Annotated in this window: 2 protein-coding genes and 2 pseudogenes; 1 reads left to right on the forward strand and 3 read right to left on the reverse strand. The window is 58.9% G+C overall.

What is annotated here, in order from left to right; translation table 11 throughout:
- Positions 1-295 (reverse strand): annotated as a pseudogene (locus EOA78_RS35315) (hypothetical protein); the annotation flags it as partial.
- A 326-nt stretch (positions 296-621) separates the two neighbouring features.
- Positions 622-873 (reverse strand): hypothetical protein, encoded by a 252-nt coding sequence (locus tag EOA78_RS35320; protein ID WP_245478006.1) that lies wholly within the window; start codon positions 871-873, stop codon positions 622-624.
- Positions 874-1,415: 542 nt separating this feature from the next.
- Between EOA78_RS35320 and EOA78_RS35325 the strand changes: the two genes are divergently transcribed.
- Positions 1,416-1,631 (forward strand): hypothetical protein, encoded by a 216-nt coding sequence (locus EOA78_RS35325; protein WP_127320322.1) that lies wholly within the window; start codon positions 1,416-1,418, stop codon positions 1,629-1,631.
- 247 nt (positions 1,632-1,878) lie between these two features.
- On the opposite strand, the pseudogene EOA78_RS35330 reads toward EOA78_RS35325, so the two are convergent.
- Positions 1,879-2,237 (reverse strand): annotated as a pseudogene (locus tag EOA78_RS35330) (response regulator).
- Positions 2,238-2,430: the final 193 nt, after the last annotated feature.

Genomic DNA, 2,430 nt, shown 5'->3' on the forward strand with positions numbered 1-2,430 from the left:
GGGTCTTCGAATAGGGTGTCCGAATGAGTAAGTCGTCGGCAATCTCGAGATAGGGGCTGGAGATCGGATCGAAAGCGAAGGCGTCACGTCCCTTACTGTCGGCGTGGATCGCCAGCAACTCGGCCTCACGCGCCAGCCAACGGTCGACCCGGCGGGCTGCCGTCTTGCCTGGTACAAACCAGCTCCTGCGCTCGTCGCTCCACCTTGCTCGCGGAAATGCCTGCCGAAATCGTTCGACAGTCATTCGGTCATAAGGAAAGTTCGCCAAGGCACCGGGCGTGTCTTGTTTCTGCAGCGCAGGCTGATGCTTGGATGCCGCCACGGTCGTGCCGTCAATGGTGTTGGATTCGCAGAGAAACGTCCCGCCGGGCCTGATGGTTTCACACGCGAACCAGAACGCGACTGCCTTTCGCGATTGAAGGTCGCACGCAGGCGGAGCGCTAAATCGCAACGTAGCAACCGCTAGCGGCACATAGACATAGAGAAGAAGCCTGAGCGGGCATTCAGAGCGTGCCAGCGCCCAGACTGACGACGCCTAGCTACGAATATGCTCTAGCGGGGCCGCTTTCCGCGCTGACACGTCGTACCGTAGCGCTCTCAAACCACAAGGGACGCGACGGCTCAACGATCGTTGACTTCGAGCGGCCTCCATTTCAAAATTGTCCCATATGGATAGCACAGTGGATGTCCTAAGCGTCCGGCGGCTTCAGCCGGCTTTTCAGTAGCCGAGCTTCCCGAAGTAGTGATGCCCGATCGGTGCCAATCAACTCGATCAGCCCGCGCGTGAGCTTCAGTTATTCCGGGTTCCTTGGCGAGGAACTGCGCCTGGAAATCCGTCATTCGGTCGCGGTCGGACTTTTCTTCCTCGCCCATGGTGCACCTTTTCGGCCCTTAGATTGAACCGGAACGCCAGGCGCGAGGGTTTTGTTGCGATCAATGGCTCGAAACTTTCCAGGCGTTTCCGCCTTCTCTGGAACACATGCTTGAGATGAAAGTTCGGGAGGTGCAGCAATCTTGTTCCTCCCAACGATGGGCTGCAGATCGGCGATGCACCGATCGGCCCGCGTCCTTTCCTCATGGGGCGCGGGCTCTGCTCACACGGAACACCAGGTGCGGGTGTGCCTTTCGCCGGCATGATTCGCAGCGAAATGGCCGCTTGGGCAGATCCAGCCTTTTGGGTCGCGGTGGCTGTTGTTCTGGTTCCCCACGCCATCGCCGTCGCACTGCTTGTCTAACAACGGTTGATTGTTGTCGTTTGCCGGGCAGCATGGAACCGACAGGCAGAAAGCGTCTGGCGCTATTTTCAAGACTCTCCGCGCCGATCGGCGTAATGTGCTCTCATCGGCGATAGACATCACGGGCTTCGCTGGCTGTGAGCGACCACCGCGCTTCCGCCCCACTGGGAGGTAGGGCATATGGTCAGCCTTAAGACTGCAAAGAGTGGCATTGCCTTTCCTAGTGATCTGACTTTGTTGAAGCAGGTCTTTGATCGTGTTTGCGTTGAGGAAGGTATTCCCATGGGTAGCGAGCAGGCGGAGCGCCTGAGCGTTAGCGCAATGGAACTCTTCTCAGATGGCGAATTTGACGAGGCGGTTCTTTACGAACGCCTTCGACTCTCTGCCCGATTGTAGCGCGGAAAGAAAAACGCATGACCTCCCACCATCCAGCGGCAGATGCTTCGGCTTCATGGATGGGCCGGGGACCATGGAGTGACCAATTCCTCGCTCGGCAACACACCGGGAGGGGCACCTCTCTTCAATGGCTATGTAAATGAGGTTACGGCAGCTTCCGAGTGTCATAGGCAGCCGCATCGCCACGAACCTATGGCCTCTACGATGAGTCCTGACCGCTATAGCCAGAAACGCTCCTTTGGGATGCTCAGGACACCGTCAGTTGCGCCAATGCAGCCAGCAGACGACGCTCGCCAGTAGGTGTTTACCGGCATTGGGTGCTCCAGCTAGAACCTCGCCGCCGAATTGCTCGGGCTTGTCATAGGCGCTTGCGACGGCGAAAGGCACATCTCGCGCTTTCAAGATCTCTGCTAACGGCGTGACGAGTTCAGCTCCGAGGTTAACGTCGAGGAGCGCCACTGTTGGCACTTCGTCCTCTAGCAGACGGAGCGCATCTCGCACGGTGGCCACCGGGCCAATGACCCGCCAGCCGTGATGCTCAAGCAACAGCTTGAGGTCCATCGCCATAAGGAACTCGTCCTCCACAATCAAAACGGTTTTCTGCATGGAACGGCATTCAGCCCGGGCGAGACGCACTCCCTAGCGGAATGACGATCTCAGTCTCCAAACCGCCTACTCGGTATTTCTGTTCCACCTGCCCTCCGAGGCTGTAGGCCGTAGCGAATTGGATGAGCTCAGTACCGTAGCCTGTAGTGGCGGGTGGGGGCCCCCGCCGGCCCCCCCCCCCCCCCCCTCCTCC

Origin of the sequence: Mesorhizobium sp. M5C.F.Cr.IN.023.01.1.1 (genome assembly GCF_003997585.1) — a bacterium.
In the GTDB taxonomy this organism is placed as follows: domain Bacteria; phylum Pseudomonadota; class Alphaproteobacteria; order Rhizobiales; family Rhizobiaceae; genus Mesorhizobium; species Mesorhizobium wenxiniae.